The sequence below is a fragment of the Collinsella sp. AF18-8LB genome, assembly GCF_003459795.1.
In the GTDB taxonomy this organism is placed as follows: domain Bacteria; phylum Actinomycetota; class Coriobacteriia; order Coriobacteriales; family Coriobacteriaceae; genus Collinsella.
On sequence record NZ_QRWU01000004.1, the window covers coordinates 52,480 to 65,055 of the forward strand.

Consider the following 12,576-nt stretch of genomic DNA (forward strand, 5'->3'; position numbering starts at 1 on the left):
TAGGTCACCTGAGCTCGACTAGTCGCGCGTCAGCTTACGGTGGATACGATGCGGCTGGGCTGCGTCCTCGCCCAGGCGCTCGATGCGGTTGGCCTGATAGGCCTCGAAGTTGCCCTCGAACCAATACCAGTTGCCCGGATTCTCGTCGGTGCCCTCCCACGCCAGAATGTGCGTGGCGACGCGGTCCAGGAACATGCGGTCGTGGCTAATGACTACCGAGCAGCCCGGGAACTCGAGCAGCGCCGCTTCGAGCGAGGACAGCGTCTCGACGTCGAGATCGTTCGTGGGCTCGTCGAGGAGCAGCAGGTTGCCGCCCTGCTTGAGCGTGAGTGCCAGGTTCAGACGATTGCGCTCACCACCGGAGAGTACGCCAGCGCGCTTCTGCTGGTCCTGGCCCTTAAAGCCAAAGCTCGCCACATAAGCGCGGCTCGGAACCTCGGTCTCGCCGACCATCATGTGGTCCAGGCCGTCCGAGACGACCTCCCATAGGTTCTTATCGGGGTCGATGCCGGAACGGTTCTGGTCGACGTAAGAAATCTTGACGGTCTCACCCACCTCGAGCTCACCCGAAGTCAGCGGCTCCAGACCCACAATCGTCTTGAACAGCGTGGTCTTACCGACGCCGTTGGGACCGATGACGCCCACGATGCCGTTGCGCGGCAGGGTGAATGATAGGTCGTCGATGAGCACGCGGCCGTCGAACTCTTTGTGCAGGTGATGGGCCTCGAGCACCTTGTTGCCCAGACGCGGACCCACAGGGATGCGGATGTCGGTCCAGTCGAGCTTCTGGCTTGCGCGGGCCTCGGCCTCCATCTCCTCGTAGCGAGCCAGACGGGCCTTGTTCTTGGCCTGGCGGGCCTTGGGCGAGCTGCGCACCCACTCGAGCTCGGCCTCCATGCGCTTGGCGAGCTTGGCATCGCGGTTGCCCTGAGCCTCGATACGCGCGGCCTTGGTCTCCAGATACGTGGAGTAGTTGCCCTTGTAGGGATAAAGGTGACCGCGGTCGACCTCGCAGATCCACTCGGCAACGTTATCCAGAAAGTAGCGATCGTGCGTGACGGCAAGCACCGCGCCCTGGTAGTTGTGCAGGAAGTGCTCGAGCCACAGGATCGACTCAGCGTCCAGGTGGTTCGTGGGCTCGTCGAGCAGCAGCAGGTCGGGAGCCTCGAGCAGCAGCTTGCACAGGGCCACGCGGCGGCGCTCGCCGCCGGAAAGCACGTTGACCAGCATGTCGGAATCGGGCAGCTGCAGGGCGTCCATCGCCTGGCCGAGCTTGGAATCGATATCCCAGCCGTCGGCGGCGTCGATCTCGTCCTGGAGCTTTCCCATCTCGGCCATGAGGGCGTCCATGTCGCAATCCGGGTCGCACATCTCCTCGCCGATCTTATTGAAGCGATCGACCTTGGCGATCATATCGCCAAACGCCATGCGCACGTTCTCGATGACGGTCTTGTCGTCGTCGAGCGGCGGCTCCTGCTGCAGGATTCCTACGGTGTAGCCGGGGGTGAGCCTGGCATCGCCGTTTGAGACCTCCTCAATGCCGGCCATGATCTTGAGCAGGGTCGACTTGCCCATACCGTTGGGGCCCACGACGCCGATCTTGGCACCGGGGTAGAAGCTCAGGGTCACGTCGTCAAGGATCACCTTGTCGCCATGGGCCTTGCGAGCCTGATACATTTGGTAGATAAACTCCGCCATATGCCTGTTTTATCCTTTCTACCTGCTGTTTCCCTATTCTTGATTCGCTTTAGCGGAAACGAAATGAGGAAACCAGCTCTGAAACTTAACGAAAAAGGGGCATGGTTGCCCACACCCCCTAATACTACCTGGGAAAAGTCCCCCAGAACATACCATGAACTGCGTACGCTAGTTTTCCGCAACCTTAGCGAACGGCTCGCTGCGATTTACGCCACAGCAGATACGAATAGACGTAGGCAGCTCCGGCTGAACCAAACGCCAGAACCGCAATCACCGCGGCAACGACTTCACTCGAAAGCACCGCACCTGCCACGCCCATCACAATCAGGCCAATACCCAGCACCATAAAGCAGGCGCCGCCAAAACGCTGCGTACGGCGCCAGTTCTCGGGATCGGCAAGCGCCCAAGGCGTCTTGATACCGAGCGTATAGTTCTGCTTCACACGCGGCAAGTAGTTGCCTACGCCGATGAACAGCAAACCGATAGCACCGGAAATCAGCACGTTGACCGAACCGACCGCCGGCACCACGCCCCAGACCGTAAGCTCACCCAACCAGCTTATGGCACACATGAACAAGGTGAAGGCGATTACGAAGCCCTGATAGAACTTGCCCGAGGTTCGATATGCCTCACCTTTGGGGTCAATGCGTGGCACCACGTAGAACATTGCAAGAAGTGCCAGAGGCAGCACGCCGAGCGCGGAGGCCATCCAGCTAGGGCCCCAACCGTCGACGGCGCCGTTCGCTCCCCAGTGCGTGGGAATCTGCGCAGGCAAGCTCGGCATCACTATCAGATGCGCTACGACATTGGCGACGCACAGAGCGACCAGCGCAATCCACACGCGCGACGATACCCCCGTGGCGTGAATGCCCTTGTTTTCGTTATTCATCCTTATCACCTTCAGTGTTTGTAAAGCCCATAAACCAACCGATCAAGTCCTGCATGACGGTGGTGTTTAAGCTGTATACGATGTTTTGACCATGACGCTCGTCGATCACCAACCCAGCGTTTTTAAGCGTCGCCAAATGATGGCTGAGCGACGGCTTGCTCATGTCGAAATGCTCGGCAAGCTCCCCCGCCGTGCAGGTGCCCTCGCGCAGCAGCTCCAAAATGCGCCGCCGCGTTGGATCGGCAAGCGCCTTAAAACCCTCTCCCGGCATAGGACCTCCTCTCAGTATTTCGTTCGACGCGCACACTATACTCAATATTTAGATATTTGTCTAACTATCTAATCTTATACTCAAAAAAATAGCCGCCCCCGCGTAATGCGAAGACGGCCACTTCTCACGCTACAAACGTGTTTGGGAGTTGGCAAACCCGCGGCAACGGGTGCCACCTGCTTCATCTTATGCGAATCCCGGCCCCATTTCAACAAGCCCCTAGGGCTCAAATGAAATCGCGATAATACCTATAATGGCGATAGCCAAACCACGATCCGCTTCCCCATCGGAGGATATCTATGACCGAATCCGCAGCTGCAGCTCCCGTCGAGACACGCGACACCAAGCTCGAGATCATCATGGGCCGCGAGGCGCTCGATAAACTCGCCAACGCCACGGTGCTGGTGCTTGGCTGCGGCGGCGTGGGCTCCAACTGCTGCGAGGCACTTGCCCGCGGCGGCATCGGTCATTTTGTGATCCTGGACAAGGACATCATCGCGCCCAGCAACATCAACCGCCAGGCTATCGCCTTTCACAGCACCATCGGCAAGCGCAAAGTGGATGTAATGGAAGCCATGATCAACGACATCAACCCCGCCGCCGCTGTCATCAAACGTACCGAATACCTGTTGAGCGACAACATCGATGAGTTCTTCGCAAGTGTTTTGGAGCAGACGGACGGCAAGCTCGACTACGTCGTCGACGCCATCGACACCATCTCGGCCAAGCTCACCATTGCCAAATATGCTCAGGACCACGACATTCATTTGGTTAGCTCCATGGGCGGGGCCAACAAGCTCCACCCCGAATGCCTGCGTTTTGCCGACATTTTTGACACCGTGCGCGACCCTATGAGCCGCATCATGCGCAAAGAGTGCAAAAAGCGTGGCATCAAGAGCCTTCGCGTGTTGTTTAGCTGCGAGGAATCGGTTAAGACACAGCCTCGCGACCCTTCCAACATCCACGAGCGTACCGAGCTGGGAACCGCGAGCTTTATGCCGCCCATCATGGGCCAGATGATCGCCGGCGAGGTTATCCGCCAGATCAGCGGACGCGGCACCGAGCGCGTGCGCGCCGACGGCCAGCGCTTGGACTAGCAGGGATGCCGCGATGGAGCCGCAGCTGTTTGATGCACACTGTCATCTTGATTTGATGGCTTGCCCGGATACCGTTGCCGATGAGGCGACGGCACTGGGCCTGGGTCTATTTGACTGCGGCGTCGACCCACGCGACTTCGCGGCAGCAAAAACACGCGCCAGTCACCGCCCGAGCATCATCGCGGGCGTAGGGCTCCATCCCTGGTGGCTCGCCGACGGCCGATGCGGAACCGCCGAAATCAATCTACTTTGCGAAGTCGCTGCACAAGAGCGTTTTATCGGCGAGATCGGGCTCGACTTTTCCGCACGCTTTGTTGGAAGCGAGCCGTTACAAATACAGGCACTTGAACGGCTCTGCGATGCACTTGTGCATCATCCTCTTACCGGGCGCGTGATATCAATTCACGCCGTTCGTTCGGCAGGAACCGTACTGGACGTCCTCGAGTCGCACGGATTGCTCACCCCAAGGCCCGACTCCCCCGTTATCACCTTCCACTGGTTTAGCGGTACCTCGGACGAACTCGTCCGCGCGAGCGATGCAGGCTGCTATTTCTCCGTCAACGAGCGCATGCTCGCCACCAAGCGCGGTCGTGAATACGCCCGACAGATTCCACTCGACCGTATACTGCTCGAGACCGATGCTCCTGCCGAACCGCAAGCAGATACAAGCGCGCGGCAGCTCATCACATCGCTAAAAAGCGTCTCCCGGCGCATCGCCGAACTTAAAAACTGCGCCGAGGAGAGCGTCGAATCGACCGTTTTAAGAAATTCGCGCTCCATATTTGACTTCCGCTGATCCCGGTGGGCAAAAAATGCCAAATATGAGTACTGTTGCAAAGCTAGTCACATTATTTTGCGATAAAACAACACCTCGATAATGTACAACCGTTCATTATCGAGGTGTTTTTAGCATGCTTGAGTGCTATTTAACAGGTTTTAATCGTCCCCAGACACTCAACTAAGGCCTCAAAGGCTTGATTTTGCTGTTGCCAAAATAGTGACAGTACTCATATTTGGCATTTTTTGCCCACTCGCTCCTAGAAAGCCCCCAACAGACCCCTAAGAAAGCGTGAGCAGTTCCGGCAGCTGGTCGATAATCTTGTCCGCGGCATCCTGGCTAAAGCCAAAGCGCTCCTCGCGCTTGGCAATCACCGTTAACCCCGCGCGTTTGCCGGCAGTGATACCAGGCACCGAATCCTCAACACAGCAGCAACGGTCCGCAGGCAGCCCCAACAGATCCAGCGCATGCAGGTAGATGTCGGGCTCGGGCTTGCTCTCCTTAAACTGTTCGCCGCTCACCACATACTCAAAGGCATCCGACAGCCCGCATGCATCGAGCACTTCCTCGATGCTGTCCATGGGAGACGAACTCGCCAGCGCCACGCGAACGCCGCGGCGCGGCAACTCTCGAATCGTATCCACAGCGCCCGGGTTAATCAAAGCCTGGTAGTCACGCGGACGCTTATGCGCCCACTCGTCCCAACGGGCCAACGCTTCCTCGCCAGTGAAGTGCCCTTTACCGGCGCGTTCAAACCAATCGACCAGCATATGCAGGAAGAACTGATGCGAGGTGCCAATCTGCCCGTTCAGCTCCTCTTGGGTCAGGTTCAACCCAAGCTCCTTGGCAAACGCGGCAGTCTCCCCCAGGTAGTAATACTCGGTATCGACGATGACGCCATCCATGTCAAAGATAACGGCGTCGAACGGAAATGCGGACACGGCACCCTCCCTAACAAAAGGACGCCCGCGAGCAGGCGCCCGAACCATGCATTAATCGGCGATTCTAACCCAGCAGCTTATCCAGCGCCACCGCAATACCGTCTTCGTTGTTATTGGCGGTCACCATCTGGGCCACAGCCTTAACCTCATCGACGGCGTTGCCCATGGCAACACCGGTGCCGGCCCACTCAATCATGGACTTGTCGTTCTGGCCGTCGCCAAACGATACGACCTCGCTGGCATCGATGCCGAGCTTGGGCAGGGCACCCTCGAGCGCACGAGCCTTGTCGATGCCGGGCGCCGTATATTCAAAGTACCAGTCAGCCGTAAACATACCCGACAGCGTCTGGGTAAAGGGCGCGTACATCTCCTCGTGATGCGCCTGCAGATAGGCCGGATCGCCCGCGGTGAGTAGCTTGTCCACCGGATAGGCATCCGCCACCTCATGAAGGCTCTCGACTTCGCGAATCTTAAGATCGCAGGCGTCGCGCTCGTATTTGACGATATTCTTCTGCGAGCCGTCCGGCAGCGTGATCATGCAATGGTACGAGTCCTCGACGTGCAGATCGCGACCAAGCGAAATCATGGGGATCACGTCGAAATTGCGCAGATGATCAATCAGACGGTGCAGTTCGTCGGCAGGCATAGCCTGGTCAAAAAGGACCTCATCGGTCTGAGCGTCGACCACATGCGCGCCATTGAAAGCGACTAGCAGACCGTCATGGTTTTGGAGGTCGAGCTCCTGTGCCAGAGCATGTAGCCCCCATGCGGGACGGCCCGAAGCCAAAATGAGCTTAATGCCCGACTCCTGCGCCGCGAGCAGCTTCTCGCGCGTACGCGGGCTAATCACTTTCTGGTCGTTGGTGAGCGTACCGTCGATATCCATTGCGATGGCTTTAATTGCCATATGTACCTCCTTGCATCGTTTTTATCGCGCACTATCTTATCCGAGCCGGGGCACGTTCGCACAGCGCGCGTATGACGGTTGCAAAACCACCCCATTTGAAACAAAGGCAAAAAAGTACTTGCAAAGACGCGTTCCGACATATAAGTTGATAAAAGGCCGCCGTTGCGGTTTTAAGTAGATCGAGCATATGAAGTTTGAGTTTTAGCGTGTAAGAGAAGGAAGATCGGCAAAGTACAACCCCAAACGCAATGACAACTTAATGAGGCAACTGCCACATGTGAGGCACCCAGGGCATTGCTGTCTCGATTTTGAGCACGATGCCTTCCGCCTTGCATGGGCCGTTCCATCCCGCCCCTGCAGCAACTGCCTCACGGGCTCATTGAAAACCGCATAGCACCCCAACGTCAGCACATCACCCACGGCAAGCACATCACTCACGACAACCAACACATCAACAAACAGCACGAACATCAACCGATTGGAGAAGCTATGACAAACCACCACGCTGAAGACGGCGATAAGAAAAGCATTCTGGATGCCCGCATTGAGCGAGCATATGCAAACGAATATGACGCCGCCTTTGCCGCCGCGACCATCAAGAACTACGCGTCGCTACCGCTCGCGACGATCTTGGCCGACCACCCTCAACTGCTGAAGCGCTGCACAAAGATCATGGGCGACCCCGACATTCGCAAGCTGACAGACCCCTATGCCCCAAAACGCGGCAACGATTCGTACGTTCTTACCGTAGGCTGCCTAGCCCATATGCTTACGGCGCTCGACACGAAACTCAAGCTCGAATGGGAACCCGACGAGCGTCATGAACTCGAAAGCAAGCGGAACACCCTGCGCACCGCACTGTTCCTTCCGTTGGATGGCCTCAAGCGCTGCAACGTCGAGCTCAATACACAGGCGCGGCAAAAGCCCGGGACCACGGGGCAGAAAACTCCAAGACCCCATGCGGCCATCGTCGACCGCAACCGATATAACCGCATGACCGCGCATTTTTCTGCCGAGGGAGCAGCCATAAGGACGCTGATCGACCTGCTGTGCCTCCTGAGCATCAACGAGCTATTTGAGGGCTATCTCGCCCTTGTTCCCGCGACGGCACCCAAGTCGGTAGCAAAGATCATCCAGACCTGCAGACGCCAGTTTGAGCGCCATCGCAATGGCAGCGAGATGAACGCCAGCATCGCGCAGTACTACGCGGCTCATTACAAAAATGACGGATGTGCCCCTGTCGAGCATCAGCTGCGGCTCGCCTACACCACGCCCGCCGCAACGCTCTATCGCTTTGGAGCCCTTGGCGCTTGCAAGCCGCACGAACAGGCAGTCTGCCCCACAACCGAGCTCGATCTCAGGCTCGGACGAACCCTGTAGCCCGCCAGCCCCTCCGCGGGCAACAATCCTATTCCACAACACAACCAACAGAAAGGAGTCCTCATGGACACCAATCATTCCCCCATCATCAGCCCCCTCACCATGCGTGAATCCGCCCGAGGCATCACGCTCACCAGCATTTACGATGAGATGCTCGCCCGTCGCGAGCTCTCCGTCATGGGAAACATCGAAACCCCGATGGCCCACGACCTATGCCAGCAGATCCGCCTGCTCGATGCCACCGACCCCAGCCGCCCCATCACCATATTTGTCGCCAGCGCCGGCGGAAGCGTGCGATCGGGCCTTGCGATCTATGACGCCATGCGCCTCGCATCGTGCCCCATCCGCACCGTCTGTCTGGAATTCGCCGCGTCCATGGGCGCCGTGATCTTTATGGGCGGCGACGATCGCCGTATGGCGCCCCATGCAGAGCTCATGATTCACGACCCGCTGATCCCCCAGGGGGCAGGCGGCTCGGCACTTGCGCTGCAAGAAACCAGCCGGCGTCTCATGCAGACCCGCAAGACCCTCACGCAAATCCTCTCGGACCGCAGCGGCCTCACGCCCAAGCGCATCCAGTCCCTCACTGCAAAAGACACCTACCTTTCGGCCGAGCGCGCCGTCGAGCTCGGCTTTGCCCACGAAATCCTCTCGACCACCAAGGAGGTCGCCCATGTCTAACCTCGCCAGCCGCCTCGCCGCATCTGAGTCCGCATCGTCCACCATCCTCGCCAAGGATCGAACGCTTTCCTGCGACACCCGCCAGACGGGACTCAACAACAACGCACTTGTGATCGGCCCCTCGGGAGCCGGCAAGACCCGAAACGTCCTCAAGCCCAACCTGCTGCAAATGAACGCAAGCTGCATCGTGCTCGACACCAAAGGCACGCTCTGTCGCGAAGTGGGACCCGTGCTGGCAGCCCACGGCTACCGCGTGCAATGTCTCAACTTCGCCGACCTCAACACCGTCCCGGCCCTTGCGCCCGGCATCGAGCGCTGCGGCTACAACCCCCTGAGGCACATTCGCCGCAAGGCGGACGGCAGGCCCAACCAGCAGGACATCCTCTCGGTAGCAAAGGCCATCTGCCCCATCGAGGACAACAACCAGCCTTTTTGGGATCATGCGGCGGCAAACCTGCTGTCGTGCCTTATCGCCTACGTCACCGAACAGCTACCCGCCGACGAGCAGACGATCAGCTCGGTCATCAAGCTGATCGAGCACCTACAGGACGGTGCCACGGGTCGATTGTTTGACGACCTGATCACGACCGACCCCCAAAGCTATGCCCTCTCGCTATGGCGACGCTACGCCATTACGCAAAATGCCGAGCGCATGCACGCGAGCATCGTCGGCATCCTTGCCGAAAAGGTCATGTGTCTGGGATTCGACGGTGCGGCACAGCTCTATCGTGAGTGCCATCAGGTGGACTTCGCTTCCATGGGACACACCCCCTGCGCCCTGTTTGTAACCGTGAGCGATATTGACCGCAATCTCGATCCGCTGACCGGCCTCTTTATTTCGCAGGCGTTTATGGGCCTCATTCGTGAGGCCGATAGGCAGCCCGGCGGCAGCCTGCCCGTGCCCGTGCGCTTTATGCTCGATGACTTCGCAAATCTGCAGATCCCCCAGATCGACAACGTGCTCTCGATTATCCGAAGCCGCAACATCTGGGCAACGCTGCTGCTGCAGTCGACCAACCAGCTCGATGCGCTCTATGGCGAGGCACGCGCACGCTCCATCATGGGCAACTGCGACACGCATCTGGTGCTGGCGTTCCAGGATCCCGAGAGTGCCCGGGTGTTTTCCGACCGCGCCGACGCGCTGCCCAGCACGCTCATGGCGACGCCGATTGATCGCTCGTGGCTCTTTGTACGCGGTCGCACTCCCGAACAGGTCGAGCGCTTTAGGCTCGAAGACCATCCGCTCTACGGGGAGCTGCCCGAGGCGCAGCGAGGCCATGCGGAGGCCGAGATCTAGGCGCAGGGTTCTCGCAGCGCGCGACGCCCCGGCGATGTTCCACAAAGGCCGTGCGCCCCGGGACCACGGCAAAAGCAAAGGGGCCCGCATCCGATAGGATACGGGCCCCTGACTATAAGGCGCGATACGTTAACAGCAGCGACTACTTGCGATGCGCGCGATAGAACTCGATGAGCGCCTGGGTCGAAGCGTCCTGCTCGGCCTTGGCGGCGTCGTCGTGGAAGGCCGGGGTGATCTGCTTGGCAAGCTGCTTGCCCAGCTCAACGCCCCACTGGTCGTAGGAGTCGATGCCCCAGACCGTGCCCTCGACAAACGTGATGTGCTCGTACAGGGCGATGAGCTCACCGAGTGCGAACGGGGTCAGCGTGTCGCCGAAGATCGAGGTCGTCGGGCGATTGCCCTCAAAGCAGCGAGCCGGGACGATCTGCTCGGGCGTGCCCTCGGCGCGCACCTCGTCGGCCGTCTTGCCAAAGGCGAGCGCCTTGGTCTGGGCCAAGAAGTTGCCCAGGAACAGCTCGTGGACATCCTGACCGCTGTCGGTTGCGGGGTTGGCAGTGTTGGCGAAGGCGATGAAGTCGGCCGGGACCACCACGGTGCCCTGGTGCAGCAGCTGGTAGAAGGCATGTTGGCCGTTGGTGCCGGGCTCGCCCCAGAAGATCTCACCGGTGTCGGAGGTCACGGCGCTGCCGTCCCAGCGGGCATGCTTGCCGTTGGACTCCATAGTGAGCTGCTGCAGGTAGGCCGGGAAACGGTGCAGGTACTGGCAGTACGGAAGCACGGCGTGGCTCTTGGAACCAAAGAAGTTAACGTACCAGACGTTGAGCAGGCCCATCAGCGCGACGGCGTTGTTCTCGAGCGGGGTGTTGCAGAAGTACTCGTCGATGGCGTGGAAGCCCTCGAGGAACTGCTGGAAACGCTCGGGGCCGAGCACGACGATCAGCGACAGGCCCACGGCGGAGTCAACGGAATAGCGGCCGCCGACCCAGTTCCAAAAACCGAAGGCGTTGGCCGGGTCGATACCGAAGGCCTCAACCTTCTCGAGTGCGGTGGAGACGGCGACGAAGTGCTTTGCCACGGCCTCGGCGTTCTGCTCATCGGAACCATCGATGGCGCCCTGAGCCTTGAGCTGCTCGAGCATCCAGGTCTTGACCTCGCGGGCGTTGGTGAGGGTCTCGAGCGTGGTGAAGGTCTTGGAGACGATGATCACGAGCGTGGTCTCGGGATCCAAACCCTTGAGCTTCTCGGCCTGGTCGTTGGGGTCGATGTTGGAGATGTAGCGGCAATCGATACCGGCGTCGGCATAGGGACGCAGGGCTTCGTAAGCCATGACCGGGCCCAGGTCGGAGCCGCCGATGCCGATGGACACCAGGTGCTCGATCTTCTTGCCGGTAACGCCCTTCCACTCACCGGAGCGCACGCGCTCGGCGAAGGCATACATGCGATCGAGGACCTCGTGCACGTCGGCGACGACGTCCTGGCCGTCGACGATGAGCTGGCCCTTCTCGCTTGCCGGGCGGCGCAGCGCGGTGTGCAGGACAGCGCGGTCCTCGGTGGTGTTGATGTGCTCGCCAGAGAACATGGCGTCGCGGCGCTCCTCGAGCTTCACCTCGCGAGCAAGATCGCACAGGAGCTTGACGGTCTCATCGGTCACCAGGTTCTTGGACAGGTCGAAGTGCAGGTCACCGGCGTCAAAGCTCAGCTTGTTCACGCGCTCGGCATCGGCGGCGAACCAGGCCTTGAGGTCGATACCTTCGGCCTCGAGCTTCTCCTGATGGGCCTCGAGTGCCTTCCAAGCGGCAGTCGACGTAGCATCGATAGGTGCGGCAACAGTTGCCATAGAGTCCTCCTCAGCATACGGGCGCACGCCTCCATGCGCCCGGACATTCAGATGCCACTATTCTAGCGCAGGTCAAGACTACAATCAGCGAGCGTTGCCAATCGGCCCCCAAACGGCAACCGACCAAAAAGGGACAGGTTTATTTTGGCAGGTCAAACGCTTTATCAACCAAAAATAACCCGTCCCTTTATGGCAAATATTAGGCCGCGGCGCACACACTGCCGAGCAGCTCACGCAGAGGAGACCCAATGCCCTCCAGCAGTTCGGGCGCGATAATGGCAAAAACCGGAACCTCACCGGTGCCCACGACAGCAGGCACCTTGCCCTCCGAGACAATGCATCCATAAGGCACAAAGCCGTCTTCGCCGGCATCGAGCGTCGCCATGCGACGGGCGAGTTCGCGTGCAAAGCCGGCAGTATCGGCATCGCCAATCGCCAAGACAAAGTCCACGCCTTCGTCGGTCGCCAGGGCCACGGCTTCGTCGATCGGCTCGTCTCCCCCGTCGCCCTCAACCGAGCCGCAGCGGAAAAGCACGCGCTCGAGCAGAGCTCGATCAAGCGAGCCGAGTGCCGCCGAGACAAGCTCATCGCGCGCGTGCTTGTCGCCACCCAGCACGACCAACGCCTTGGTGCCACCGTAGTGAGCGACCAATCGTCCGCACCAGCGAGCCACGTCTCCATCCGCAACAAGGCGCGTCGGCATACCAAACCCATAATTGACCATCTTTCCCACAACCCCTCCGTGCGTATAGGCGGTATCAATCGTTAGGCCCATGCTACGAAGCGAGGTTTTCCGAGCT

Annotated in this window: 12 protein-coding genes; 5 read left to right on the forward strand and 7 right to left on the reverse strand. The window is 59.6% G+C overall.

The window, feature by feature from the left end; genetic code table 11:
* Positions 1-18: 18 nt before the first annotated feature.
* The 3 genes from ettA to DWX25_RS05745 form a co-directional block, all read right to left on the reverse strand.
* Positions 19-1,698 (reverse strand): energy-dependent translational throttle protein EttA, encoded by a 1,680-nt coding sequence (gene ettA, locus DWX25_RS05735; RefSeq protein WP_117799038.1) that lies wholly within the window; start codon positions 1,696-1,698, stop codon positions 19-21.
* A gap of 184 nt (positions 1,699-1,882) precedes the next feature.
* The gene (locus DWX25_RS05740; protein WP_117799037.1) at positions 1,883-2,587 is read right to left on the reverse strand and encodes an SdpI family protein; all 705 of its coding nucleotides are present in this window, start codon (positions 2,585-2,587) and stop codon (positions 1,883-1,885) included.
* Positions 2,580-2,858: an autorepressor SdpR family transcription factor gene (locus DWX25_RS05745; RefSeq protein ID WP_117799036.1), complete on the reverse strand. Its 279-nt coding sequence runs from the start codon at positions 2,856-2,858 to the stop codon at positions 2,580-2,582. The genes DWX25_RS05740 and DWX25_RS05745 overlap by 8 nt, the downstream gene beginning before the upstream one ends.
* Before the next feature lie 299 nt (positions 2,859-3,157).
* On the opposite strand from DWX25_RS05745, the gene DWX25_RS05750 reads away from it, so the two are divergent.
* Together DWX25_RS05750 and DWX25_RS05755 are read left to right on the forward strand one after the other, a co-directional pair.
* A complete protein-coding gene (locus tag DWX25_RS05750; protein ID WP_117799035.1) occupies positions 3,158-3,955 on the forward strand; it encodes a ThiF family adenylyltransferase in 798 nt (265 codons plus the stop codon).
* Positions 3,956-3,968: 13 nt separating this feature from the next.
* On the forward strand, positions 3,969-4,751 hold the full coding sequence (locus DWX25_RS05755) for a TatD family hydrolase (protein WP_117799034.1): 783 nt from the start codon (positions 3,969-3,971) through the stop codon (positions 4,749-4,751).
* A 263-nt stretch (positions 4,752-5,014) separates the two neighbouring features.
* Here the strand turns inward: DWX25_RS05755 and DWX25_RS05760 are convergent, their stop codons facing one another.
* Positions 5,015-5,674: an HAD family hydrolase gene (locus DWX25_RS05760; protein WP_369831507.1), complete on the reverse strand. Its 660-nt coding sequence runs from the start codon at positions 5,672-5,674 to the stop codon at positions 5,015-5,017.
* Positions 5,675-5,738: 64 nt separating this feature from the next.
* Complete coding sequence (locus DWX25_RS05765) at positions 5,739-6,581, reverse strand: Cof-type HAD-IIB family hydrolase (RefSeq protein WP_117799033.1); 843 nt, start codon at positions 6,579-6,581, stop codon at positions 5,739-5,741.
* Between the two features lie 489 nt (positions 6,582-7,070).
* On the opposite strand from DWX25_RS05765, the gene DWX25_RS05770 reads away from it, so the two are divergent.
* The 3 genes from DWX25_RS05770 to DWX25_RS05780 all read left to right on the forward strand — a co-directional run bounded on the left by DWX25_RS05770 (position 7,071) and on the right by DWX25_RS05780 (position 9,939).
* Complete coding sequence (locus tag DWX25_RS05770; RefSeq protein WP_117799032.1) at positions 7,071-7,961, forward strand: hypothetical protein; 891 nt, start codon at positions 7,071-7,073, stop codon at positions 7,959-7,961.
* Positions 7,962-8,024: 63 nt separating this feature from the next.
* On the forward strand, positions 8,025-8,642 hold the full coding sequence (locus tag DWX25_RS05775) for an ATP-dependent Clp protease proteolytic subunit (RefSeq protein ID WP_022094432.1): 618 nt from the start codon (positions 8,025-8,027) through the stop codon (positions 8,640-8,642).
* Positions 8,635-9,939 carry a VirD4-like conjugal transfer protein, CD1115 family gene (locus DWX25_RS05780; RefSeq protein WP_117799031.1) on the forward strand — a complete coding sequence of 435 codons (1,305 nt, stop codon included), beginning with the start codon at positions 8,635-8,637 and terminating at the stop codon, positions 9,937-9,939. The genes DWX25_RS05775 and DWX25_RS05780 overlap by 8 nt, the downstream gene beginning before the upstream one ends.
* 142 nt (positions 9,940-10,081) lie before the next feature.
* On the opposite strand, the gene pgi is transcribed toward DWX25_RS05780, so the two are convergent.
* Both pgi and DWX25_RS05790 read right to left on the reverse strand, forming a co-directional pair.
* Positions 10,082-11,776 (reverse strand): glucose-6-phosphate isomerase, encoded by a 1,695-nt coding sequence (gene pgi / locus DWX25_RS05785; protein WP_117799030.1) that lies wholly within the window; start codon positions 11,774-11,776, stop codon positions 10,082-10,084.
* Between the two features lie 199 nt (positions 11,777-11,975).
* Positions 11,976-12,500: an iron-containing alcohol dehydrogenase gene (locus DWX25_RS05790; protein WP_158567363.1), complete on the reverse strand. Its 525-nt coding sequence runs from the start codon at positions 12,498-12,500 to the stop codon at positions 11,976-11,978.
* Positions 12,501-12,576 lie beyond the last annotated feature (76 nt).

Bases quoted from the DNA above. Each gene is read 5' to 3' on its own strand.
- pgi (WP_117799030.1), bottom strand. From the start codon at position 11,776: ATGGCAACTGTTGCCGCACCTATCGATGCTACGTCGACTGCCGCTTGG.
- DWX25_RS05745 (WP_117799036.1), bottom strand. From the start codon at position 2,858: ATGCCGGGAGAGGGTTTTAAGGCGCTTGCCGATCCAACGCGGCGGCGC.
- DWX25_RS05750 (WP_117799035.1), top strand. From the start codon at position 3,158: ATGACCGAATCCGCAGCTGCAGCTCCCGTCGAGACACGCGACACCAAG.
- DWX25_RS05755 (WP_117799034.1), top strand. From the start codon at position 3,969: ATGGAGCCGCAGCTGTTTGATGCACACTGTCATCTTGATTTGATGGCT.
- DWX25_RS05770 (WP_117799032.1), top strand. From the start codon at position 7,071: ATGACAAACCACCACGCTGAAGACGGCGATAAGAAAAGCATTCTGGAT.
- DWX25_RS05765 (WP_117799033.1), bottom strand. From the start codon at position 6,581: ATGGCAATTAAAGCCATCGCAATGGATATCGACGGTACGCTCACCAAC.
- DWX25_RS05740 (WP_117799037.1), bottom strand. From the start codon at position 2,587: ATGAATAACGAAAACAAGGGCATTCACGCCACGGGGGTATCGTCGCGC.
- DWX25_RS05790 (WP_158567363.1), bottom strand. From the start codon at position 12,500: ATGGTCAATTATGGGTTTGGTATGCCGACGCGCCTTGTTGCGGATGGA.
- DWX25_RS05780 (WP_117799031.1), top strand. From the start codon at position 8,635: ATGTCTAACCTCGCCAGCCGCCTCGCCGCATCTGAGTCCGCATCGTCC.
- DWX25_RS05775 (WP_022094432.1), top strand. From the start codon at position 8,025: ATGGACACCAATCATTCCCCCATCATCAGCCCCCTCACCATGCGTGAA.
- ettA (WP_117799038.1), bottom strand. From the start codon at position 1,698: ATGGCGGAGTTTATCTACCAAATGTATCAGGCTCGCAAGGCCCATGGC.